Annotated in this window: 19 protein-coding genes and 4 pseudogenes; 2 read left to right on the top strand and 21 right to left on the bottom strand. The window is 65.1% G+C overall.

The features are described 5' to 3' along the window. Positions 1-7: 7 nt before the first annotated feature. Positions 8-757: an electron transfer flavoprotein subunit beta/FixA family protein gene (locus tag EKK97_RS08750; protein WP_159551175.1), complete on the bottom strand. Its 750-nt coding sequence runs from the start codon at positions 755-757 to the stop codon at positions 8-10. Positions 758-1,107: 350 nt separating this feature from the next. On the opposite strand from EKK97_RS08750, the pseudogene EKK97_RS08745 reads away from it, so the two are divergent. Further along, a pseudogene (locus EKK97_RS08745) lies at positions 1,108-2,777 on the top strand (electron transfer flavoprotein-ubiquinone oxidoreductase). A gap of 63 nt (positions 2,778-2,840) precedes the next feature. Here EKK97_RS08745 and EKK97_RS08740 read toward each other — a convergent pair. From EKK97_RS08740 to EKK97_RS08655, 18 genes and pseudogenes are all read right to left on the bottom strand, one after another. Continuing rightward, entirely contained in the window at positions 2,841-3,935 is a 1,095-nt protein-coding gene (locus tag EKK97_RS08740; RefSeq protein ID WP_159551173.1) for a DegT/DnrJ/EryC1/StrS family aminotransferase, read from the bottom strand. Positions 3,936-3,950: 15 nt separating this feature from the next. Then, on the bottom strand, positions 3,951-4,931 hold the full coding sequence (locus EKK97_RS08735) for a Gfo/Idh/MocA family oxidoreductase (protein WP_159551171.1): 981 nt from the start codon (positions 4,929-4,931) through the stop codon (positions 3,951-3,953). A gap of 80 nt (positions 4,932-5,011) precedes the next feature. Next, positions 5,012-5,845 (bottom strand): sulfurtransferase, encoded by an 834-nt coding sequence (locus EKK97_RS08730; protein WP_159551169.1) that lies wholly within the window; start codon positions 5,843-5,845, stop codon positions 5,012-5,014. Then, positions 5,842-8,067, bottom strand: coding sequence for an ATP-dependent helicase (locus tag EKK97_RS08725; RefSeq protein WP_159551167.1), 2,226 nt, complete (start codon positions 8,065-8,067; stop codon positions 5,842-5,844). Before EKK97_RS08725 ends, EKK97_RS08730 begins: the two co-directional genes overlap by 4 nt. Then, positions 8,064-8,621 (bottom strand): DUF1285 domain-containing protein, encoded by a 558-nt coding sequence (locus EKK97_RS08720; protein ID WP_159551165.1) that lies wholly within the window; start codon positions 8,619-8,621, stop codon positions 8,064-8,066. The genes EKK97_RS08725 and EKK97_RS08720 overlap by 4 nt, the downstream gene beginning before the upstream one ends. Positions 8,622-8,655: 34 nt before the next feature. After that, positions 8,656-9,500 (bottom strand): annotated as a pseudogene (locus tag EKK97_RS08715) (TatD family hydrolase). A 51-nt stretch (positions 9,501-9,551) separates the two neighbouring features. Next, positions 9,552-9,887 carry a PilZ domain-containing protein gene (locus EKK97_RS08710; RefSeq protein WP_159551163.1) on the bottom strand — a complete coding sequence of 112 codons (336 nt, stop codon included), beginning with the start codon at positions 9,885-9,887 and terminating at the stop codon, positions 9,552-9,554. A 22-nt stretch (positions 9,888-9,909) separates the two neighbouring features. Continuing rightward, a complete protein-coding gene (locus EKK97_RS08705; RefSeq protein ID WP_159551161.1) occupies positions 9,910-10,911 on the bottom strand; it encodes a DNA polymerase III subunit delta' in 1,002 nt (333 codons plus the stop codon). Then, positions 10,902-11,555 carry a dTMP kinase gene (gene tmk / locus EKK97_RS08700; protein WP_159551159.1) on the bottom strand — a complete coding sequence of 218 codons (654 nt, stop codon included), beginning with the start codon at positions 11,553-11,555 and terminating at the stop codon, positions 10,902-10,904. Before tmk ends, EKK97_RS08705 begins: the two co-directional genes overlap by 10 nt. Positions 11,556-11,608: 53 nt before the next feature. Further along, positions 11,609-12,612 (bottom strand): annotated as a pseudogene (mltG, locus tag EKK97_RS08695) (endolytic transglycosylase MltG). Between the two features lie 46 nt (positions 12,613-12,658). Further along, positions 12,659-13,480 carry an aminodeoxychorismate lyase gene (gene pabC / locus EKK97_RS08690; protein WP_159551157.1) on the bottom strand — a complete coding sequence of 274 codons (822 nt, stop codon included), beginning with the start codon at positions 13,478-13,480 and terminating at the stop codon, positions 12,659-12,661. A 24-nt stretch (positions 13,481-13,504) separates the two neighbouring features. Next, positions 13,505-14,746 (bottom strand): beta-ketoacyl-ACP synthase II, encoded by a 1,242-nt coding sequence (gene fabF / locus EKK97_RS08685; protein ID WP_422673563.1) that lies wholly within the window; start codon positions 14,744-14,746, stop codon positions 13,505-13,507. Between the two features lie 189 nt (positions 14,747-14,935). Continuing rightward, positions 14,936-15,169: an acyl carrier protein gene (acpP, locus tag EKK97_RS08680; protein WP_008956801.1), complete on the bottom strand. Its 234-nt coding sequence runs from the start codon at positions 15,167-15,169 to the stop codon at positions 14,936-14,938. 121 nt (positions 15,170-15,290) lie between these two features. After that, a complete protein-coding gene (fabG, locus tag EKK97_RS08675; protein WP_159551153.1) occupies positions 15,291-16,034 on the bottom strand; it encodes a 3-oxoacyl-ACP reductase FabG in 744 nt (247 codons plus the stop codon). 81 nt (positions 16,035-16,115) lie between these two features. Next, on the bottom strand, positions 16,116-17,066 hold the full coding sequence (fabD, locus tag EKK97_RS08670) for an ACP S-malonyltransferase (RefSeq protein ID WP_159551151.1): 951 nt from the start codon (positions 17,064-17,066) through the stop codon (positions 16,116-16,118). Between the two features lie 11 nt (positions 17,067-17,077). After that, positions 17,078-18,108 (bottom strand): annotated as a pseudogene (gene plsX / locus EKK97_RS08665) (phosphate acyltransferase PlsX). A gap of 35 nt (positions 18,109-18,143) precedes the next feature. Then, positions 18,144-18,314, bottom strand: coding sequence for a 50S ribosomal protein L32 (rpmF, locus tag EKK97_RS08660; protein WP_021820795.1), 171 nt, complete (start codon positions 18,312-18,314; stop codon positions 18,144-18,146). Positions 18,315-18,345: 31 nt separating this feature from the next. After that, positions 18,346-18,873: a YceD family protein gene (locus EKK97_RS08655; RefSeq protein WP_159551149.1), complete on the bottom strand. Its 528-nt coding sequence runs from the start codon at positions 18,871-18,873 to the stop codon at positions 18,346-18,348. Between the two features lie 118 nt (positions 18,874-18,991). Here EKK97_RS08655 and EKK97_RS08650 point away from each other — a divergent pair, with 118 nt between their 5' ends. Then, on the top strand, positions 18,992-19,585 hold the full coding sequence (locus tag EKK97_RS08650) for a Maf family protein (protein ID WP_159551147.1): 594 nt from the start codon (positions 18,992-18,994) through the stop codon (positions 19,583-19,585). On the opposite strand, the gene sppA is transcribed toward EKK97_RS08650, so the two are convergent. Both sppA and EKK97_RS08640 read right to left on the bottom strand, forming a co-directional pair. Then, the gene (sppA, locus tag EKK97_RS08645) at positions 19,573-20,649 is read right to left on the bottom strand and encodes a signal peptide peptidase SppA (RefSeq protein ID WP_159551145.1); all 1,077 of its coding nucleotides are present in this window, start codon (positions 20,647-20,649) and stop codon (positions 19,573-19,575) included. The two genes, EKK97_RS08650 and sppA, sit on opposite strands and share 13 nt — an antisense overlap. A gap of 57 nt (positions 20,650-20,706) precedes the next feature. Continuing rightward, entirely contained in the window at positions 20,707-21,357 is a 651-nt protein-coding gene (locus EKK97_RS08640) for an HAD family hydrolase (protein ID WP_159555735.1), read from the bottom strand. Positions 21,358-21,408: the final 51 nt, after the last annotated feature.

Raw genomic sequence — 21,408 nt, 5'->3', positions numbered from 1 at the left:
GCTCCCCTCAAAGCACTTTGGCTTCGTTCTTGAGTTTGTCCACGAGCTCGTCGACGGAGCCCACCTTGATACCGCCCTTGCGCTCGGCCGGCGATTCGACCTTGAGCAGCGTGAGCTTGCTGGCGACCTCGACGCCGTAATCGGCCGGGCTCTTGACGTCGAGCGGCTTCTTCTTGGCCTTCATGATGTCGGGCAGCTTGGCGTAGCGCGGCTCGTTGAGGCGAAGGTCGGTGGTGATCACCGCCGGCAGGGTCAGCTCGACGGTCTGCAGGCCGCCGTCCACCTCACGGGTCACCTGGACCTTGCCACCGTCCACCTTCACCTCGGAGGCGAAGGTACCCTGGGGCAGGCCGGCCAGGGCGGCGAGCATCTGGCCGGTCTGGTTGTTGTCGGTATCGATGGCCTGCTTGCCGAGGATCACCAGCCCCGGCTGCTCCTCTTCCACCACCTTGGCCAGCAGCTTGGCCGCGGCCAGCGACTCGACGCGCTCTTCGGTCTCGACATGCACGGCACGGTCGGCACCCAGCGCCAGCGCGGTACGCAGCTGTTCCTGGGCGGCCTTGGGGCCGATGGTCACGGCGACCACCTCGGTGGCGACGCCTTTCTCCTTCAGCCGTACCGCCTCTTCCACGGCGATCTCGCAGAAGGGGTTCATGGCCATCTTCACGTTGGTGAGATCGACGTCGGAGTGATCCGGCTTGACCCGGATCTTGACGTTGTAGTCGATGACGCGTTTGACCGCGACGAGTACTTTCATGGTGTCCTCACTTGGTTCAGTGGGTGAACCGTTTGGTTTTGGACTCGCTGACGTCCTTGGCGGAAGGTCAACGACCCCTTAGAACCGTTTGCTATTCCTTTATACGTTTCATGCAAGCGTTTGATAGGCGCCGTATCGAAAAACCCTGCCAATGTGCCACAGCCAGGCCTGTGGCAACAATCCCTTCCCCGCCGCTGCGGGTGGAGTCGGCGTACATTGCCATCGTAGGGCTGTCCTGAGTCGTTTATTATGCCTATCATGGAGAATATCGAGAAGCAAACGACCGTTTTATTTTCCTTCGACGTTGGTGGCAGTTGCTCCGACGCCGAAACCGAGGGAGGAGCGAGTGGATGTCTGAGCAAGTAGAACGCGATTCGATGGACTTCGACGTAGTGATCGTCGGTGCCGGCCCTTCCGGGCTTTCGGCAGCCTGCCGCCTGATGCAGCAGGCCAACGAGGCCGGTCAGGAGCTGACGGTGTGCGTGGTGGAAAAAGGCTCCGAAGTCGGCGCCCATATTCTCTCGGGCGCCGTGTTCGAGCCCGCGCGCTGGCCGAGCTGTTCCCCGACTGGGAAGAGCGTGGCGCTCCGCTGACCACCCCGGCCACCCGCGATGAGGTCTACCTGCTCAAGGATGCCCAGAAGGCCCAGAAGCTGCCCAACGCCCTGGTACCGAAGAGCATGCACAACACCGGCGGCGACATGAAGCGCTACGTGATCAGCGCCGGCAACCTGTGCCGTTGGTTGGCCGAACAAGCCGAGGGGCTCGGCGTCGAGGTGTTCCCCGGCTTCGCCGCCCAGGAGGTCATCCACGATGACGACGGCACCGTGCGCGGCATTCTCATCGGCGACATGGGCGTGGCCGCCGACGGTACGCCCAAGGACAGCTACATGCCGGGCATGGAGCTACGCGCCAAGTACACCCTGTTCGCCGAGGGCGCCCGCGGTCACCTGGGCAAGAGCCTGATCTCTCGCTTCAAGCTCGACGAGGGACGCGACCCCCAACATTACGGTATCGGCCTCAAGGAGCTGTGGGACATCCCCACCGAGCAGCACGAGCCAGGGCTGGTACTGCACGGCTCGGGCTGGCCGCTGGCCAAGGACACCCACGGCGGCTGGTTCCTCTATCACGCCGAGAACCATCAGGTGGTCGTCGGCCTGATCATGGACCTCTCCTACCGGAACCCCTGGCTCTCGCCGTTCGACGAGTTCCAGCGCATGAAGCATCATCCGGTATTGGCCAAGCACCTGGAGGGTGGCAAGCGGGTCGCCTACGGTGCGCGGGCCATCACCAAGGGCGGCCTCAACTGTCTGCCGAAGATGACCTTCCCCGGCGGTCTGTTGATCGGTTGCGATGCCGGCACGCTGAACTTCGCCAAGATCAAGGGCCTGCATACGGCGATGAAATCCGGCCTGGTGGCCGCCGAAGCGGTATTCGAGGCCATCGCCGGCGGTGACGAGGGGGGGCAGGAGCTGACTGCCTTCACCCACAAGTGGGAGCAGAGCTGGGCCTATGCCGAACTCAAGGAGAGCGCCAGCTTCGGCCCGGCGATCCACAAATACGGCACCGTGGGCGGCGGGGCCTACAACTTCCTCAACCAGTTGCTGGGCGGCAAGCTGCCCAACGTCCACGATACCACCCCGGATCACGCGGCCCTGAAACCGGCCAGCGAGTTCGAGAAGATCGACTACCCCAAGCCCGACGGCAAGCTCTCCTTCGACAAGCTCTCCTCGGTGTTCCTGTCGAACACCAACCACGAGGAGGACCAGCCGAGTCATCTGAAACTGGTGGATCCGGAACTCCCTATCCGCGAGAACCTGCCCAAGTACGCCGAACCGGCCCAGCGCTATTGCCCGGCCGGGGTCTACGAGGTGGTCGAGGACGACGACGGCAAGCCGCGCTTCCAGATCAACTTCCAGAACTGCGTGCACTGCAAGACCTGCGACATCAAGGACCCGGCACAGAACATCCGGTGGGTGGCGCCGGAGGGCGGCGGCGGACCCAACTATCCCAATATGTAAGAGGGAAGAGGGAAGAGGGAAGACCATCCTCCCTTCCCTCTTCCAGGCGCGCAGCGCCGCTCTTCAAACTCCAGGCGAAGCCTGGCGCAGCGCCTCGACCACCTGCCGCTGTTGCCCCGCCTCGAGGTAAGGGTGCATCGGCAAGCTGAGGATTTCCCGGCAGACCGTTTCGGTGACTGGCAGCTTGCAGTCGGGGTCGGCCACGGCGGGCTGATGGTTGAGCGGTAGCGGATAGTGCACCGCCGTGGGGATACCGGTGTCGGCAAGCTTGGCCCGCACCTCGTCGCGCCGCGGTACACGAATGCTGTACTGGGCATGGACGCTGGTATTGCCAGGCGCCACGCGCGGCGTGTTGACGATGCCGGATTCGGCCAGCAGAGCGTCATAGCGCTCGGCCGCCTGCTGCCTGAGTACGACCTCCTCGTCGAACAGCTCGAGCTTAGCCAGCAGGATAGCGGCCTGCAGGGTATCCAATCGGCTGTTCATACCGATACGGGTATGGTGATAGCGACTCGACTCGCCGTGGCGTGCCACCAAGCGAACCGCCTCGGCCAGGGTGTCGTCATCGGTGAACAGCGCACCGCCATCGCCATAGGCTCCGAGGGGCTTGCTGGGAAAGAAACTGGTGCAGGCAATGCGCGACAGGCCACAGGAGCGGCGCCCATGCCGTGTGGCACCGAAGCTCTGGGCGGCATCCTCCACCACGGCCAGGTCGTGCTTGCGCGCCAGCGTCTCGATCGCCTCCATGTCGGCGCACTGGCCGAACATGGAGACCGGCATGATGGCACGGGTGCGTGGCGTGATAGCGGCCTCGACCCGCTCGGGATCGATCAGATAGGTATGTGGATCGATGTCCACGTAGACCGGCCTGGCCCCGGCAAGCACTACGCTTTCGGCGCTGGCGATGAAGGTGAAACCGGGTACGATCACCTCGTCCCCCGGGCCAATCTCCAGCGCCATCAGGGCGATCTGCAATGCATCGGTGCCATTGGCGCAGCCGATGCAGTGGGCCACGTCCACATAATCGGCCAGGCGCTGCTCCAGTTCGGCAACCTCGGGCCCCATCACATAGCGACCGTGTTCCAGTACGGCCTGAATGGCGGTATCCAGCTGGGGCTTGATCCGGGTCTGCTGGGCGGCAAGGTCGATGAAATTCATGCGCCCGCCCTCCACTCAGCCACGCCCGGCCACGACAACCGGGCGCGTCGTCGGTGCAAGCCTGGTCAACTGGGGATGCGCCTCGCCTTCGCGCGGCGCCTCCGGGGTCGCCAGGCCCAGTTGATAAACGGTATCGAGGCAGTGTCGCACGGTCTCGATACCGAAGCCCCGGCCGGCGAGGATCTCGCGATAACTGACGGTATGCAGGTCGGTGAAGCCGCTGGAGAACTCGAACTCCTCGCCATCGCAGGTAATGCTTCGATAAGTGGAGTGCTGGCCCCGTACCCGCTCGGGCAAATCCTCGGCGTCGATGGAGAGGAACCAGCGCACCCGCGCCTTTTCGTATTCCAGGTAACCGGCGGCCTTGTGCTCATCGTGGTAGTGAAGCACCTGAGCCTTCAACTCACCGAAGATCACGTGCAGCATGTCGAAGAAGTGAATGCCTATTTCCGCCATCACGCCGAAGGATTTACGGGGGTCGCCCTTCCAACTGGCCAGATACCAGGGGCCACGCGCGGTGATGTAGGTCAGCTCGACGTCGTACTGGCCCTCGCGCCACTCGGCCAGCACCTTGTCGCGCAGTTCATGAATGGCCGGATGGTGACGCAGCTGCATGATGCTGTAGACACGCCGACCGGTCTCCTTCTCGACGCTGCGCAGCTCATCGAGCTGCTCTGGCGTCGATACCAGCGGCTTCTCGCAGATCACATCGCAACCAAGATGCAGACCGGCAGTGATATGGGCGCTATGCAGATGATTGGGAGAGCAGACCACCCAATAGTCGATCGCCCCTTCCTTCTGCCGCCTGAGCCGCCAAGCGTGCTCCATGAAGTATTCGAACTCAGTGAAGAAGGCGCAGTCAGTCGAGATCGAGTCGATGATGCCCACCGAATCGTTGATGTCGTAGGCGGCTACCAGGGTATGGCCAGTGTCCTTGATGGCCTGCATGTGTCGTGGTGCGATATACCCGGCAGCCCCGATGAGCGCAAAGTTCATGTCCTGATGCCCCTCCGTTCCCTTTTTATGACGTTTCCGTGTCCCATCCCTTTGACGGTACCTGTCGCGCAGTGTCGGGTTCAAGAGCGATTCGTCGAGCGCGCCACCGGCCTTGACGGATCGCGTACCCATTCGCTCCACGAGCCGGGATAGAGCCGGGGCAGGGGCCGACCGGCAATGGCATAGGCCAGGATGTTGTGGCAAGCGGTCACCCCGGAACCACAGTAAGCCACGATGGCATCGCCCCGGGGCAGTTCGGCTTCGAGCGTCTCGGCCCCCTTGAAGCGCCCCGCTTCGTCCAGGTTGGCGGCACTGGGACGACACACTGCACCGGGGATGTGGCCGGCCACCGGGTCAATGGGCTCGGCTTCGCCGCGAAAGCGCTCCTCGCTGCGGGCATCGACCTTGAGCTCCCGCCCGGAGAAGACCCGATCGGCATCCATGCATGCATCGGTATCGAAAGTCGGCTGCCATCGGCTGGGCTCGGGTGACGCTGTGCGCTCCAGTAGCAGTTCACCGCCCGCCTCCTGCCAGGCGCGCAATCCACCATCGAGCACTCGGACGTCGGGATGCCCCGCCCACACGGCCAGCATCCACCAGGCCCGCGCCGCGGCCAGCTGTCCTCCCATGTCATCCAGCACCACCACGGGAAGATCGGGCGACACCCCAAGGCGCTGCAATGTGGCGGTAAAGGCTTCGGGAGTCGGCAGCGGATGGCGACCGCCCTCACCGGGTGCGGCCGCCAGGTCACGGTCGAGATCGAGATGCAGGCTACCTGGCACGTGCCCGGCCTCCCACAGGCGCCGGCCGGCATCGCCATCGCCCAGACGTGCGCGACAGTCGAGAACCAGCGGCGGCTGTCGGCTGCGCAGCGAATCAGCCAGTTCATTGGCGGTAATTAGCACCTGTCTCATGCGCGTTCTCCTTGGGCACGTTCGGTCTTCGCCTCGCCAGCGAGCAGCTCGATGGGAGCTCGACAAGCCAGCAAGCGACGCCGGCCGGCCTGAGTGAAATCGACCTCGATCACCGGGTCGGCGGGATCGCCCTCGACCACGATCACCTCACCCTCGCCGAATACCGCGTGACGCAGCCGCTGCCCCGGTCGATAGGGCTGCGCGGCATAGGCTGCCCGCGTCTCGCCGACCTCAGGCTCACGCTGTGTGACTTTGATCCCATCATGGCCCAAGGTAGCCAGATAGCGCGAGACCAGTTGAGGCGAAACCACCGCCAGGCGAACCTCTTCCTCAGGCACCGCGAGGCGTGCCGCGATACGCCGGCAATCCTCCCATGCCGTTTCCGCCAGGAAGCGGCTGGGCCGATGCTCACCGCGATCGTGAAGCAGCAACAGGTGTTCGCGGGCCCGGGTCACGGCGACATAGAACAGCCGCCTCTCCTCTTCCAGGCGCGCGGGGGAAAGCGGGTTGTCGCGACTGTAGTGGGGAAAATCCTCCTCGTTGACGCCAGCCACCACCACCAGCGGCCACTCGAGCCCCTTGGCCCCGTGCACGGTGGTGATCAACAAGCCACCGGCATGATTCTCCACGGGCCGCTCGAGCAGCTCGATGAAGGTGTCGATGTCCTGTGTCTCACCGGCCTGCTCGACGAGCACATCGAGCAGGCGCACGTCTTCTTCGCCCTTCTCGCGGCGCGCGGCCGCTCGCTTGAGCACCTTTTCGGCATCCAGGGCCTCGACGATATGTGTCAGCAGACGTGCTGGCGGCCAGGCGCCGAGACGCGGCAGTTCGCACAGCAGCGTCCAGCGTCGCTTGAGATTGCGCCGCTGCATGGGCTTGAGGCCGGCCAGCAGCGGATCGTCGCGCTCGGGGTAACGTTGCGTCTGCGCCAGGCGCTGCGCCAAGGCCACCAGGCGCTCGCGTGCAACGAACGGCGTAGGCTGCTCGAACAGGCGCAGCAGATGCGCCGGATCGAACAGCAGAGCCGGCGTGCGCGCCAGGCGCAGGTAGCCGGCCAGGGCCTGTACCAGTGGCAAGCGAAATACGAAGCGATCCTCGCGCGAGAGACGGAACGGGATACCGGCCTGCAGCAGTTGCAGTTGCACCGGCACCGATAGCGCCCAGCTACGCACCAGCAAGCAGGCTTCGTCCAACCTTCGCCCCCCACGCTGCCATTGGTCGAGGGACGCCAGCAGCGCAGCGCCGCCCTGCTCGACGGCGAGGTCGGTATGTGGGTTGCCGGGAGCCGCCAGGCACAGCTGGTCGGGACGCCGCCGGTTGGCGGCAATGGCATGGTTGGCCAACAGCGCCAGGGCATGACCGTGGCGGAAGGTGGTGGAAAGCGGGTAATCGGCGGCCGGGCCGAAGGTGGCGGTGAAGTGCTCGCGCATGGTGTCGGGATGCGCGCCACGCCACTCGTAGATGCACTGGTTGGCGTCCCCCACCGCCATCACGTCGGCGTCGCGGCCGGCGAGCAGCGCCAGCAAGCGCAGCTGGGCCTGGTTGATGTCCTGATATTCATCGACGATGGCCTGGTCGAGGTAGCCCTGGACCCGCCGGGCCAGCCCCGCATCTGCCTCCAGGGCACGCAGCGGACGATAGAGCAGGTCCGAGTAGGTCATCAGGCCATGCTCGGCGAGCAGCGACTCGAGGCGCTCGTAGGCCTCGGCAAAGTGCTCGCTGCCCTCGCCATCGTCTAGCCGCTCCAGCAGCGTGGCCGCCGGTACCATCTCGGCCTTCACCAGACCGCAGAAGTGCGCCAATGCTTCGAGGGTATCGGCCTCGAGAGCCATCTCGCGCCGATCGTCATCCTCCAGTACCTCGAGGGTGGCTTGGCGCAGCAGCCTCTCGACCTGCCAGTCGGCGGCAATCAGGCGGCGCGGCGCCAACACGCCCCAGCGGGTCAGCGTCGCCGTCAGGCGATGTCCCAGGGAATGAAAGGTACGCACGTCCGGCAGGCGCTGCCCGGCAGGGGCCATCTCGACGAGCCGTCGCTGGAAATCCTCGCGTGCCGAGCGGTTGAACATCAACACCAGGATCCGGCTCGCCGGTACGCCGCGCTCGAGCAGGTACAGTACGCGGGCAACCAGCGTGGTAGTCTTGCCGGCCCCCGCCACGGCGGCTACACGCGCATGGCCGGCTCCATGCTCGACGACGGCTCGCTGCTCTTCCGTCAGCCTCACGAGGCCTCGGCGGGCAGTTCGCCCAAGGGTTGCCAACAGCCGGCGCTGGTCAGCCCGAGTTCGATCACGCCATCTTCCCCACGCTGCTGCTCGGCATGCTCCACCAGACGGTAAAAGACGTTGCGCCCCAGCCGGGCGGCAAGGCCGAAGCGCACCGGGACCTCAGGCACCAAGGCGCCATCGGGAGTGGCACTGACGCTAAGCCGGTGCACCTCGTCCAAGCGCAGGCGATCGCCGGCATGGGTAGTCAGCCACCAGCAGCCGGCGGCCTCCTCGTATTCGGCGTCGACCACCACGAAAGGACGATCGACCACGTGAATACGCTGTTTCTCGACCGGCGTGACCAGATAGTAGCGGCCGTCCTCCTCACGCCGTAGCAGTGTCGAGAGCAGCCGGACCAGGCGAGGTCGCGTCATTTCGCTGCCTTCGTGGAACCAGCGGCCGTCGGCGGCAATCTCCAGGTCCATTTCGCCTACCTGCCCCGGCTGCCAGCGATCCAGCGGAGGAATGGCGCCATCGGACTCGACGTGATTGAGCAGCGGATCCAGGTTCATACGCCCTCCTTCGACATGAAACTCCCTTTTTCTGCTACACCAGGCCGGCTCGGGCCAGGATGTCGCGCGTCTCGGCGCTGGGCTCGGGCGCTGCACCGCGGAACAGGCGGTAGAAGTTGGCCGTGGTCTGCATGGCGACCTCATCGACGCTGATACCCCGCGCTTCAGCGATGCACTCGGCAACCTCCACCACCCAGGCCGGTTCGTTGGGCTTGCCGCGATACGGCACCGGCGCCAGGTAGGGGCTGTCGGTCTCGATCAGCAGCCGGTCGAGCGGCACCCGGCGCGCCACCTCGCGCAGCGACTCGGCGTTGCGGAAGGTGACGATCCCCGACAGCGAGATGTAGAAGCCGTGGCGCACCGCCTCCCGCGCCATCTCGAGATCCTCGGTGAAACAGTGCAACACCCCACCGATGGCAGGGTCGCTATGCTCGCGAATCAGCGCCAGCGTATCCTCGCGCGCATCACGGGTGTGCACGATCACCGGCAACTCCAGCTCGGTGGCGGCAATCAGCTGGCGCCGGAAGCGTTCGCGCTGGACCTCCCGCGATGGCACGCGATCGGGTGTCTTGTCGAGGTAATGATAGTCCAGGCCACATTCGCCGATGGCCACGGCTCCGAAGCGCTCGGCCGTCTCCTTGATGGTCTCGATCTCGGTTCGCGCTCGAGAAGATGCAGCGGGTGCACGCCGGCGGTGATCGCCACGTCATCGTGTTCACGCCCGATCCGGGCCAGGACCGGTACGTCGTCGAGGGTTACCGCGATGGCAAGGAACTGGCGGACGTCACGCGCCCTGGCCGCTTCCAGGGTGGCGGCAAGACTTCCCCCGTGAGTGGTGGAAGCGAGACGGTCGAGATGACAGTGCGAATCGACAAACATGCAGATTGAAGCTCGTTCGGTGAATGGCGTTGAATGGCGCTACGTTCCGACTCAGAAGGTATGGGTCGGGATGTCCTTGTCCAGTTGGCCTGCTAGGAGGGTTTCGATACGGTCACGCACGCCCAGGTCCTCGGTGCTGAAGTGGATCCCGATGCCCGGCACCCGCTGCCCCGTCACACCATCGGGGGAAACCCAGACGACCTGACCGGTGACCGGCACTCGTTCGTTCTCGCCGGGCAGGGTCAGCAACAGGTAGACCTCCTGCCCCAGCTCGTAGCGCTCGCGCGTGGGCACGAAGATACCACCCCGCTCCAGCAGCGGCATGAAGGCGGAGAGCAGCGTCTGCTCGTCATGGATCGTCAACGACAATGCCTTCTGCGATGCCATCCCTTCTCCTCCCAGCCCTGCCTCAGGAACGCAGCAGGGTCGACCAGCGTACCAGCCAGGCCTCGAGAACCAGTTGAGGATTGGGATTGCCGCCCGAGGCCAGCAAGCGGCGCTGTTCGCGAGCGAAATCCAGCAACCGGAACCAATCCTGCACCCGGGCGTTCTTGACCGCCTGTCGATATAGCGGAAGCAGGTCAGGATTGCGCAACTGCGCCGACTCACCCGACAAGCCCAGGCGAATCAGATCCTCGAGCCAGGCAATACCGTACCACAGGATCGACTCCAGGGACTGACGGTCGAGACGAGCCGCTTCCGCCACCGGCTCGGCACCACGCACCAAGGCATCGAAGGTCTCGTGCAACTGCTTGCGCAACGCCCGTGACTCCGGCGTGGCCAGCTCGGCCGCCAACAGCGGCAGGTTGCCCGAGACCCGATACCAGAACTCGGCCTCCTCCCGGCTGCCCAGTTGCTGCGTCAGCCACGCCTGGCTCTGCTCGGGTTCCGGCAGCGGCAGGCTCCAGTGCTGGCAACGCGAGCGAATGGTGGCCAGCATCCTCGACGGCACATCCGCCAGTAGCAGGAACAGAGTGCGCTGGCCGGGTTCTTCCAGACTCTTGAGCAGCGCATTGGCAGCTGCGACGTTCATCGCCTCGGCCGGCGACAGCACGATCACACGGTGCCCACCCTGTTGGGCGGTCTGGGCAACGAAGGCGTTGACCTCACGAATTGGATCGATGCGAATCTGCCGCTTGCCCTCTTCCGGCGAAACGCGCAGCAGGTCGGGATGATAGCCGGAGGCCAACATATGGCAGCCATGACACTGGCCGCAGGCCACGTCGCCCGGTGAAGCACACAGCAGGTAGCCGAGCAGCGCCTCGGCGAAGCGCTGCTTGCCCACGCCATGCGGCCCCGAGAGCAACAGCGCATGAGGCAACCGTCCACTGCGATACAGCTCCAGGAAGTGCTGCCACAGGGGCTGCTGCCATGGCAGCGGCGTCGGCAGTGCGCTTGCACTCATAGCCATGCACCCACCCGGCTCTCCAGGCACTCCGCCAGGCGCGCCTGCACCGTGGCGAGCGGAGCATCGGCGTCGATCACCGCCACTCGCCGGGGCGCAGCCTCGGCGCGCGCCAGATACGCCTGTCGCACGGCCTCGAAGAAGGCCCGATGTTCCTGCTCGAAGCGATCGCGCGCATGACCGCTGGCCGTCAGGCGCCCCTGCAAGCGCTGCTGTGCGGCCTCGACCGGCATGTCGAGCAGCAGCGTCAGGTCAGGCTCGAGTCCTCGCTGCACGAAGTGCTCCAACTGGGCAATGCGCTCGGGTTCGATACCGCGCCCCCCGCCCTGGTAAGCGAAAGTGGCGTCGGTGAAACGATCGCACAGCACCCAGGCGCCCCGCTCCAGCGCCGGACGAATGCGCTGTGCCAAATGCTGGGCGCGAGCGGCGAACATCAGCAGGAGTTCGGCATCCACATCGAGAGGCTCTTCGAACTCAGCCGAGAGCAGCAGTTCGCGAATGGCTTCGGCCCGCGGCGTGCCGCCTGGCTCCCGAGTGCGTACCACCTCGACGCCATGCGCCGTCAGCCACTGCGCCACCCACTCCAGATTGGTCGACTTGCCGACTCCCTCCCCGCCTTCCAGGGTGATAAAGCGTCCACGCTGTTGCATCGGGGCTCCTGTAGGTCCGGTCGCGTCCGGCAAAACGCTCAGAGGATGTGCTCTCAGCGGTTGCGGATGTAGCGGTTCACGGCATTGTTGTGTTCGCGCAGCGTGCGCGAGAAGTGGTGCGTGCCGTCGCCGCGTGAGACGAAATAGAGAGTGTCGCCGGGCAGCGGGTCCACCGCCGCTTCGAGCGAGGCGCGCCCGGGCATGGCGATCGGCGTCGGCGGCATGCCGGCAATGACATAGGTATTGTAGGGCGTGGCTTCCTGCAGGTCCGCACGCGTGATACGACCCGCGTAGCGCTCCCCCATGCCATAGATGACGGTGGGGTCGGTCTGCAGGCGCATGCCGCGCTCCATGCGACGCTTGAACACACCGGCAATCTCGCGACGCTCCTCGGGGCGCCGGTCTCGCGCTCGATCAGCGAAGCCATGATTAGTGCTTCATAGGGCGTTTCGATGGCCAGATCGTCGCTGCGCCCTTCCCATACCTCGTCGAGAACCTGCTCCATGCGCGCCAAGGCCTGGCGCAGGATGTCGAGATCGCTCATGCCCTTGTGGTAGCGATAGGTATCGGGAAAGAACCACCCCTCGGGGTGGCGTCCCTCACGCTCCAGCAGCGCCATCACTTCCTCGTCGCTGAGCCCCTGGGTCAGGTTCTCGAGCTTGGGGGCGGCGTCGAGCCGGGTTCGCATCTGGCGGAAGGTCCAACCCTCGGGAATGGTCAGCGGGTAGGTGACCACTCGATCGCTGCCGAGCAGCTCGATCAACTCGCGACCGCTCATGCCCGGCTCGAGCATGTATTCACCGGCCCGCAGCTGCGGGATCGCTTCGGGCTCGAGCCGCGTCAGCAAACGAAACGCCCACTCGTCCTCGATCACGCCACGTGCCGTCAGGTCCGTCACCACTCGGTTGTAGCCCGCCCCGCGCGGCACCTCGTAGAGAGTCTCCTCCTCCACCGCAATGGGCGCCTCGAGCCGGCTCTCCCAGTAGCGATAAGCGGCGAAGACCGACACGGCTGCCACGACCACCAACACGACAAGAAACTTCACCAATCGCAGCATGCGCTTCCTCGTAACCCGCTTCTCTGCTATGCATCTTCTATGCGCTTCAGCGCGCGAAAGTAGCCGGATAGCCCAGCAGCTCGTGAGCCTTGCCCTGCAAGGTCCGGTGCACGGGGCCAAGGGTCCAGTTCAGCTGCCGGGAGCCATCGGCGTCATCCAGACGCACCACGGGCCAGAGACCCTGAACCGAGTTGCCGAGCCACACGGCCTCGGCTTCGGCCAGCACCTCCGGCCCCATGGTGACTTCATTGATCTCCAGGCGCTCCATCAGGACAGCACGCAACGTCCCGGCCACGCCGCTGCCGTCCAGACGAGGCGTCTCCAAGCATCCCCGGCGCTGCCAGAACAGGTTCATGCAGGTGGCCTCGACCAGGTGTCCCTGAGTGTCGCAAAGCACTCCCTCAGCCACATCCGGATCATCCCACTCACTGCGCGCCAGCACGTTCTCGAGCCGATTGAGGTGCTTGAGCCCGGCAAGCAATGGCTGAATGCTCAGCTGCAACCGGCAATGGCGCACCCGCACACCCGATTCCCAGTGCTGCGGCTGGGGCGCGAAATCGAACGCCTGCCACAGCAGCCGTGGCTTGGCGATTGGCGGGGCAAAGTAGCCGCGCCCGCCGCTGCCCCGGGTGAGGATCAGCTTGAGCACCTTGAGTCCTGGCCCCGCCTGGGCGGGCAAGCCGTCGAGCTCGGCGGCGGCGGGCATGGGGATGCCCAGCCTCTGGCAACCCCTACCCAGCCGAGCCATGTGCTGCGGCCACAACAGAGGCTCACCATCGCGGACCAGTATGGTCTCGAACAATCCGTCGCCATAGGCCAGGCCGCGATCGTCGGCCGGCACCCAGGGCTCTACTTGCGGCCGCGTCATGTCACACGCTCGCGACGCCCCGGCTCAGCGCAGCCGGGAGAAGACCAGTGTGCCGTTGGTGCCACCGAAGCCGAACGAATTGGACAGCGCCACGTCGATTTTCATTTCACGCGCGGTATGCGGCACATAGTCCAGGTCGCAGCCTTCCTGGGGATTGTCCAGGTTGATCGTCGGTGGTGCCACCTGGTCGCGGATGGCCAGAATGCAGAACACCGCCTCGACGGCACCGGCAGCACCCAGCAGATGGCCGATCATCGACTTGGTCGAGCTCACGGCCACGCTGTGCGCGCTCTCGCCCATCACCTTCTTGACGGCCCGGCTCTCGGCCAGGTCGCCTGCCGGGGTAGAGGTGCCGTGCGCGTTGATATAATGCACCGCCGCAGGATCGAGCTTGGCATCGCGAATCGCATTGCGCATCGACAGTGCCGCTCCGCTGCCGTCTTCGGGCGGTGCGGTCATGTGGTAGGCGTCATCGCTCATGCCGAAGCCGGTCAGCTCGGCGTAGATGCGCGCCCCACGTGCCTTGGCGTGTTCGTACTCCTCGAGCACCAGGACGCCGGCGCCGTCCGAAAGCACGAAGCCGTCACGGTCGCGGTCCCAGGGGCGACTGGCGGCCTGCGGGTCGTCGTTACGGGTCGACAGTGCCCGGGCGGCGGAGAATCCACCCAACCCCAGCGGTGTCGTGGCCATCTCGGCCCCCCCGCAGATCATCACGTCGGCATCGCCATAGGCGATGGTGCGGGCGCTGTAACCGATATTGTGGGTGCCAGTGGTACAGGCCGTGGTGATGGCGATGTTGGGGCCCCGGAAGCCATGCTGGATGGCCAGGTTGCCGGAGATCATGTTGATGATCGAACCGGGGACGAAGAAGGGCGAGATACGACGCGCGCCGCCCTTGTTAAGGGCGTTGTGGTTCTGTTCGATCATCGGCAACCCGCCGATGCCGGAGCCGATGGCCACGCCGATGCGCTCGGCGTTCTCCTCGGTGCAATCGAGCCCTGCGTCCCTGATGGCCTGGGCGCCCGCCGCCACCCCATACTGGATGAACAGGTCCATCTTGCGCGCATCCTTGGGGTTCAGGTACGGGCTGATGTCGAAGTTCTTGACCGAACCTCCGAAGCGAGTGTTGAAGCCGGTGGCATCGAAATGTTCGATGGGGGCGATGCCGCTCTTGCCGGCCAGGATGTTCTCCCAGCTCTCCTTGACGGTGTTGCCCACCGGCGTGACCAGTCCCAGCCCGGTCACCACAACTCTACGAGCCATCAGTAATCCTCCAGACAACCTTGATGACACGGCCCATCTCCCAGGCCGTCATTGCGCGCATTATACCGGACATGCTCCTCGCTTGGGCAGCCATGGTCCCGACACAAAGCAAAAAGCCGTCCTGTGTCTCAGGACGGCTTTCCCGGCATCATGCGATGCCCTTCACCTCAGCAAGCGGTGACGACCGCGCCCTTACTGATGGGCATTGACGTAATCGATGGCTTCCTGAACGGTGGTGATCTTCTCGGCTTCTTCATCGGGAATTTCAGTATCGAATTCCTCTTCGAGCGCCATGACCAGCTCGACGGTATCCAGGGAATCAGCGCCAAGGTCCTCGGTGAAGGAGGAGCTGTTCTGGATGTCTTCTTCCTTGACGTTCAGGCGCTCGGCCACAACCTTCTTCACGCGCTCTTCGATGGTGCTCATTATACGTACTCCAGTCGTTCAAGTTAGCCGTTCAGATGACCAGCCGTTTGGTCCGCAAACTCAAGCTGCGGGGTAGTTTATAGACGCCCCCCGTCGGCGCAACCGCCGACCCGCGGGAGCTTCAACGCATGTTCATGCCACCGTTGACCTGCAGAGTCTCACCGGTGATATAACCGGCACTCTCGCTGGTCAGGAAACCGACGGCAGCGGCAATCTCCTCAGGCTCGCCAAGGCGCGCCAGCGGAATCTGGGTCAGCAATGCCTTATGCTGCTCCTCGGGTAATGCGTGCGTCATGTCGGTGGCGATGAAGCCCGGCGCCACCGCGTTGACGGTGATCGCCCGAGAAGCCACCTCCCGCGCCAGGGCACGGGTGAAGCCTTCCATGCCCGCCTTGGCGGCAGCATAGTTGGTCTGGCCGAGATTGCCCATGGTCGCCACCACCGAGCTGATGTTGACGATCCGCCCGAAGCGAGCCTTGGTCATGCCGCGCAGACACGCCTTGGTGACGCGGTACACCGACTTGAGGTTGGTGTCGAGCACCGAATCCCACTCGTCTTCCTTCATGCGCATCAGTAGGTTGTCACGCGTGATGCCGGCATTGTTGATCAGGATGGTGGGGGCACCGAACTCTTCGGTAACGGCCTTGACCAGCGCCTCCACACTGGCCAGGTCGGTCACGTCAAGCGCCTTGCCGGCCCCCTCGATGCCGTTGGCACGCAGGTCTTCGTCGATCTTGGCCGCGCCCGACTCAGTGGTGGCCGTTCCGATCACCACGCGCCCCTGGCGGCCGAGTTCGTGGGCAATGGCCCGGCCGATGCCACGGCTGGCACCGGTCACCAGGGCAATTCTGCGTTCGCTGGACATAGCCTGTTCCCGCTCCGATTGCTGTTTGGTTCTGGGGCTCGAGCCCCTGCTTGTTGGTTATTCTGGCCGCGCCCCGCTCGGCTACTGGCCGGCCTCGTGCGCCAACGCAAGCGCCGCCTCGAGACTGTCGGGGTCGTTGACCGCCAATCCCTTGCTCCCCTTGGCGATGCGCTTGCCGAGACCGGTGAGCACCTTGCCCGGCCCACACTCGATGAAAACCGACGCACCCGCCGCCTCCATCGCCTCGACACAGGAGGTCCAGCGCACCGGCTGGTAAAGCTGCTCGACCAGGCGCGTACGCAGCGTCTCGACGTCGGCATGCGCCTGGGCATCGACATTTTGATACACGGTGTAGCGCGGCGGGCGCATGTCGAGATCAGCCATGGCCGTTTTGAGCCGCTCGGCGGCCGGTCGCATCAGCGCGCAGTGCGAGGGCACCGAAACCGGCAACGGCATGGCGCGCTTGGCCCCCGCCTCCTGACACAGGACAATGGCCCGCTCCACGGCGGCCTTGTCGCCGGCGATCACTACCTGGCCAGGGGCATTGTAGTTCACCGCCGCCACGACCTCATTCTGCGCCGCCTCGGCACAGGCCGTTTCAACGATGGCATCGTCGAGCCCCAGAATGGCTGCCATGGCGCCACGACCGACCGGCACCGCCTCCTGCATCGCCTCGCCGCGCAGGCGCACCAAGCGCACACCATCGGCAAAGCCCATGACACCGGCACACACCATGGCGCTGTACTCGCCCAGGCTATGCCCCGCCATGGCCCCGGGACGCGGGCCTTCCAGCTCTTGCCATACCCGCCAGATGGCCACGCTGGCCGTCAGCAGCGCCGGCTGGGTACAGGCGGTGGCATTGAGAGCCTCGTCAGGCCCCTCCTGGACCACCTTCCACAGGTCGTAGCCCAAGGCGTCGGCGGCTTCCTCGAAGGTCGTCCGCACGACGCTGTAGCGTTCCGCCAGCTCCCGCAGCATGCCCACCTGCTGGGAGCCTTGCCCGGGGAATACGAGGGCAAGGGGTTGAGTCATGTCGTTCACCATTACTCTTGTTGAGTGCTGTCACGCCGGACGCCCAGCTCCATGGCGAGCCGCTCCGGCAAGCCGCGCCTGACCTCCTGCACGGCCCGCAGCACAGCATAGGAAAAGCCAGTGGCATCGGCACTGCCGTGGCTCTTGATCACGATGCCGTCGAGTCCCAGCAGGCTGGCGCCATTGTAGCGCACCGGATCGAGCTCGCTCTTCAACCGACGCAGCGCCGGCCTCGCCAGCATGCCGACCAGGCGGCTGCTCCAGTGCGACTCGAAGGTCGCCTGAACCCGCTCAATCAGCATGCGAGCCAATCCCTCGCTGGCCTTGAGCACCGCGTTGCCAACGAAACCATCACACACCACCACATCGGCGGAGCCGGCGAAGATGCCGTCTCCCTCGATGAAGCCGATATAGTTCAGCGAGCCCGCCATACTCAGTAGCGAGTCCGCCTGACGCACCGCCTCGCTGCCCTTGGTACCTTCGCTGCCCACGTTGAGCAATGCCACCCTGGGAGCCGCAAGGCCGTCCACGTGGCGTGCCATGACCTCCCCCATGCGAGCGAAATCCACTAGCCGCCTCGCGGAGACATCGACGTTGGCCCCCAGATCCAGCAGGTAGCAGCGGCCATCGTTGCGGGTAGGGATGGCAGTGCAGATCGCCGGACGCGGAATATCCGCCACGGTACAAGAGCGCGCCGAGCCAGGGCCATCAGCGCGCCGGTATTGCCCGCACTGACACCGGCCACGGCATGGCGTTCGGCCACATGGGAAAGCATCAGCGCCATGCTGGTGTCGCCGCCACGCCTGAGCGCGTCGGACGGGCGCTGATTCTGCCGAATCAGACCCGGCGCATGATGGATGGACAGATGCGAACCCGCCGCGGCGAGATGCCGCGGCAGGTTCTCGAGCTCGGTCGTCAGTCGATCACCGGGGCCGAACAGATCGACCTCCAACCCCGGACAGGCCTGCACCGCAGCTGCCGCGCCATGGATGGCAGCGGCAGGACCGACATCTCCACCCATCGCATCGATGGCAATCCGCACGCTCAAGTGCCGACGGTCATCGACAGCGGGTCGACTCAGGCGTCGACCACCTTGCGACCACGGTAGAAACCGTCAGGAGAAACGTGATGACGCAGGTGAGTGGTACCGGTTTCCTTGTCCTGGGACAGGGTCGGCGCGCTCAGGGCGTCGTGGCTACGACGCATGCCGCGCTTGGAACGGGTCTTACGATTCTGTTGAACTGCCATGGGTGTCACTCCGAAGTGAGACGATAAACAATCAGGATTTGCCCTTGAGGTGACGCAGCACCTCGAAAGGACTTGCGGGAGTCGGCTCGCTCGATTCGGCCTCCTCGCCGCTGCTCAGCTGGTCGCGCGAGACACGGCAATGCGCCTCGTCGTGGTAAACCACCTGGGGCAGGCTGAGAATCAACTCATCCTCGACCACCTCCAGCAGGTTCAGCTGTTCGTTTTCCACCAGCACCGGCTCGTGGGTGCTCGGCAGCTCTGCTGCCAGTGCATCGCTCGAGACCATGCCCAGCAGGAATTCGCTCTCGACATGCTGCGCCATAGGCTCGAGGCAGCGCCGGCAAGGCAGCTGCAGCTCGGCCTCGAGACGGCCGCGAATTTCGCGGCGGCCCTGAGCATCGATACCGAAATCGAGCCACACCTGGCAGTCGCCCGACTGTGCCCCGACCTGCGCGGCGAGGCGCTCGAACCGGTCGAGCGCCATCAGGCCGGAGAGGCTTTCGGCACGTGCGGCGAGCCGATAAGGCTCGACCCTTATGGGAAGTCGTGAGGTCAACATAGGCGCGCAATGATAGGCACTCCCCCTGCCCCTGTCAAAGACGCTATCTCAGCGAGTTACAATACCCGCTCGCCCGAACCCCCAGGAACCTCTCACCGTATAACGCAGGAGCGCATCCATGCCTCGACTCGTTCTCGCTTCCGGCTCCCGCTGGCGCCGCCAACTCCTTGATCGACTGGGGCTACCCTACGCCTGGACAAGCCCCGACATCGACGAGACGCCGCGACCCGGCGAAGCCCCCGAGAGTCTGGTGCACCGCCTGGCACTGGCCAAGGCCAGCCGGGTGGCAGAGGAGTATCCCGACCACCTGGTGATAGGCTCCGACCAAGTCGCCGTGTTCGATGGCGAGATACTGGGCAAGCCGGGAGACGCCGCCACGGCACGCGCCCAGCTCACACGCTTCTCAGGCCACCAGGTGACCTTTCTCACCGGACTGGCACTGATCGACACCCGCGCCGCACGCCACTGGGTCTGCCACGAACGATATGACGTCCACTTTCGCCGCCTCACACACGCAGAAATCGCCCACTACGTGGAACGCGAGCAACCGCTGGACAGCGCCGGCAGCTTTCGCATGGAGGGGCTGGGCATTGCCCTGTTCGAACGGCTCGAGGGGGACGACCCCAACACGCTGATCGGCCTGCCACTGATCCGGCTGTGCGCGCTGTTGCTCGAAGCAGGCCTCGATCCACTGGGAGATCAGGGCAGCTGATAGCGCACCGGCGAGCGGCTGGAAGGCACCCCCATCCACTCCGCGGCGACCCGACCGAACTGGCGGCTCAGCCGCTCGAACGGGTCCAGCCGCGGCGTGTAGTCGTGCAGCCGCACCTCACCGAACAGCTCACGGCTCAAGGCATCGAGACTGCTGATTCCATCGATCAGGCCCAGCTCCAGCGCCTGCTGCCCGCTCCAGATCAAGCCGCTGAAGAGCCGCTCGTCCTCGGCCAGACGCTCGCCACGCCCCTGACGCACCGCCTCGATGAACTGGCCATGGGTGGTATCCATGACCGTCTGCCAGAACTCACGCTCTTCGGGCGCCACTGGCGAGAAGGGGTCGAGAAAGCCCTTGTTCTCGCCACTGACATAGACTCGCCGCTCGATACCGAGACGGTCGATGGCCTCCTCGAAGCCAAAGCTGGCGAAGATGACCCCGATCGACCCCACCAGGCTGGCCGGAGCCGCCACGATCTCATCGGCCGCCGCCGCCATGTAGTAGGCGCCGCTGGCTCCGACATCCTCGATCACCGCGATGATGGGCTTGCCGCCCTCCTCGCGCAGACGCATGATCTCGTCGTAGACGCGCTGCGACTGCACCGGACTGCCTCCTGGGCTATCGATGTGCAGCACCACGACGGCGGCATTGGCTGCCTCCCAGGCGCGATTGAGCCCCTCGATGATACGCTCGGCGCTGGCCGGCGATTCACTGTCGATCACCCCGTGCACTTCGACCACGCCCAGGTGGCGTCGCTCCGGCTCGCGGGTGGGATCGCCGAACAGGCTATAAAAGGTAGCCGCCAGGGAGGCAAGGATCAGCGCGGCGAAAAAGAAGCGGAAGAACAACTTCCAGCGCCGCGAGCGACGCTGCTCGACCAGCACCCCGTCGATCCAGCGGTCGAGCATCTCCTGCTGCGCCAGACGCTGACGCTCGCGCAGCGTCTCGGCGCTCTCCGGAGGCGGCACTGGCTTTTCCTGCTTCGCCTGTTGCGCCTCACGCGCCTGCTCGGGGGTCAGCTCCGGTCCTTCGGTCCAGCGGTCTTCACGCTTGTCGTCGCTCATGGACTCATCTTCCCTTTATCGCCTGCCAACTTTCTCGTCTGCCAACTTTCTCGTCTGCTAACTTGCCAACCAGTCGAACAGCGCCTCGACCGCCACGGCAGTATAGACGGGGCGACTGGCCGCCAAGCGTTCCGGGGCATGCACGCCCCAGGTCACCGCGACCCGATCCATGCCCAGGGCCCGCGCCATCTCCAGATCGTACTCGGTATCGCCTACCATCACCGCCTCCTCGACCGGTACGTCGAGCTCGACCAGTAACTCTTCGAGCATCTGCGGGTGCGGCTTGGAACGGGTCTCGTCGGCGGTGCGACTGGCATGGAACCAAGCGCCGCTGCCGCTCTCGCGAAAGACCCTGTCGAGGCCTCGCCGGCTCTTGCCGGTCGCCACGGCAAGGCGTCGTGCCGGGAGTTCGCGCAGCCTCGCGATGCCCGCCTCGACGCCGGCAAAGAACGGCATCGGCGTACGACTGCCCTCGACGAAATGATAGGCATAGCGGCTGCGCAAGAGTTCGAAGCGCTCGGCATCGATACCCGGACACAGCCGATCGATGGCCTCGGGCAGCCCTAGACCGATGATGTCGCGCACCGCGGCCTCCTCGAGGTGCCCCCAGCCCGCATCGCGGGCCGCCGCCTGCATGCAAGTCACGATACGGGCGACGGAATCCATCAGGGTGCCGTCCCAGTCGAAGATCACCAGTCGATAGCGCATGCTGGCTCCGGTCATTGATAGTGTCGATAGGCAGGCCCAGCGAGGCCGAAA

This window comes from Billgrantia tianxiuensis (assembly GCF_009834345.1).
Classification (GTDB): domain Bacteria; phylum Pseudomonadota; class Gammaproteobacteria; order Pseudomonadales; family Halomonadaceae; genus Halomonas; species Halomonas tianxiuensis.
The sequence above is the reverse complement of the archived record's forward strand: the minus strand, read 5'-3'. Positions and strand labels throughout refer to the sequence as shown.